The sequence below is a fragment of the Sandarakinorhabdus rubra genome, from assembly GCF_010994245.1.
Taxonomy (GTDB): domain Bacteria; phylum Pseudomonadota; class Alphaproteobacteria; order Sphingomonadales; family Sphingomonadaceae; genus Sandarakinorhabdus; species Sandarakinorhabdus rubra.
The window spans coordinates 1-1,644 of sequence record NZ_WMHO01000338.1 but is presented as its reverse complement, the minus strand read 5'-3'; the positions used below and the strand labels follow the sequence as shown (position 1 = coordinate 1,644).

The 1,644-nt window shown below is 73.8% G+C and carries 1 protein-coding gene and 1 pseudogene; one reads left to right on the top strand and one right to left on the bottom strand.

The features are described from left to right. Nucleotides 1-141: 141 nt before the first annotated feature. On the bottom strand, nt 142-924 hold the full coding sequence (locus GJV64_RS14190) for an ATP-binding cassette domain-containing protein (RefSeq protein ID WP_164158100.1): 783 nt from the start codon (nt 922-924) through the stop codon (nt 142-144). A gap of 125 nt (nt 925-1,049) precedes the next feature. Here GJV64_RS14190 and GJV64_RS14185 point away from each other — a divergent pair. Continuing rightward, nucleotides 1,050-1,644: pseudogene (locus tag GJV64_RS14185) on the top strand (apolipoprotein N-acyltransferase); the annotation flags it as partial.

Sequence of the window (1,644 nt, the reverse complement as noted above, 5' to 3'; positions counted from 1 at the left end):
CCATCACGCCGCGCCGCAGCCACGGCCGACCCGGCATCAGCAGCACCAGCGGCGCCGCCACCAGCAGCGCCAGCAGCAATGCCGCCGCGCTCACCCCCAGGTGGGCGGCCAGCGCCACGGGCAGCGCCTCCCAGCCGGAAATCATGGCGCGACGATCCCGGCCAGCGCCCGGGCCTGCGCCAGCGGCTCGGCGATCAGCGCCTGCACCGCCGGGTGCGGATCGGCAGCGACCGCGCCCGGCGGCCCGGCCGCGACCACCCGGCCGCCATCCAGCACCAGCATCAGATCGGCGCGCAGCAGCGCATCGGCGACATCGTGGGTGACGAGCAGGGTGGTCAGCCCCTGGGCGCGGTGCAGCGCCTCCAGCCGATCGGCCAGCGCCGTGCGGGTTTCGGGATCGAGCGCGCCGAACGGTTCATCGAGCAGCAGCAGGCGGGGGGATGCAGCCAGCGCGCGGGCCAGGCCCACGCGGCTGGCCTGGCCACCCGACAGCTCGCCCGGAAAGCGCAGCGCCAGCCGTTCGGGCAGATCGAGCATCGCCATCAGCTCGGCCGCACGCGCCAGCCGGCGCGGCTTCGGCCAGCCCAGCAGCCAGGGCACCGCCGCGATATTGTCGGCCACCGTCCAGTGCGGAAACAGGCCGCCGCCCTGCACGGCATAGCCGATGCCGCGCCGCAGCTGCATGACGTCGGCGGCAGCGATATCGGCGCCGAACAGGTGGATGTGGCCGGCATCGGGCGCCACCAACCGGTTGACCAGCCGCAAGAGGCTGGTCTTACCGGCCCCCGAAGCCCCCACCAGCGCGACCAGTGCCCCCGGCGGGATCACCAGGTCGATGCCGTCCAGCACCGGCACCCCGCCCAGCGCAAGGCGCACGCCGGCCATCGCCAGCGCCGCCGGCGCGAAGGGTTGGAGGGATGTCATCGCCGTGTTGTGGCACAGAGGGCGGCAGCGCCCCAGCCCCAAAAGCGGGCATCTGATCGCCAGCGCGCACCGCGTCATGCACTCGTCACTGGCCTTGGCCACGACGCCCGTTTAGGGATTCGCCCATGCCCGCCTTGTTGTTGCCATTCCTGTCGCTCGGCTGCGGCGCCCTGGCTGCGCTGGGCTTTGCGCCGCTCGATCTCTGGCCGCTCACCCTCTTGGCGCTGGCCGGCCTGATGGCGCTGGTGGCCGGCGCCCGCAGCGCCTGGACAGCGGCCGGCCATGGCTGGCTGTTCGGCACCGGCATGTTCGCGGTGTCGCTCAACTGGATAGCATTTGCCTTCACCTTCCAAAGCAAGATGGACCCGATGCTGGGGTGGGCGGCGGTGCTGGGCCTGGCGCTGTATCTGGCGCTGTTCGTGGCGCTGCCGGCCGGTCTGGCAGCCGCGCTGGTGCGCCCGCCACTGGCCCGCTGTCTTGCCGTCGCGGCGCTGTGGGTACCGGCCGAATGGCTGCGCGGCGTGGCGCTCACCGGTTTTTCCTGGAATCCGCTGGGGGCCATCTGGCTGCCGCTGCCGGGCTTGGCGCAACTGGCGGCGCTGCTGGGGGCGGCCGGCCTGTCGCTGGTGGCGCTGCTGTGCGCGGCCGCCCTGCTGTGGCTGGCGCGCGGGCCGGGGCGCGGCGTGCGGCTGGCTGGCGTCGGCCTGCTGGCGATGGCGG

What these genes read in the sequence shown, in the direction of transcription:
- GJV64_RS14190 (WP_164158100.1), bottom strand. Translation starts at nt 924, where the DNA reads ATGACATCCCTCCAACCCTTCGCGCCGGCGGCGCTGGCGATGGCCGGC.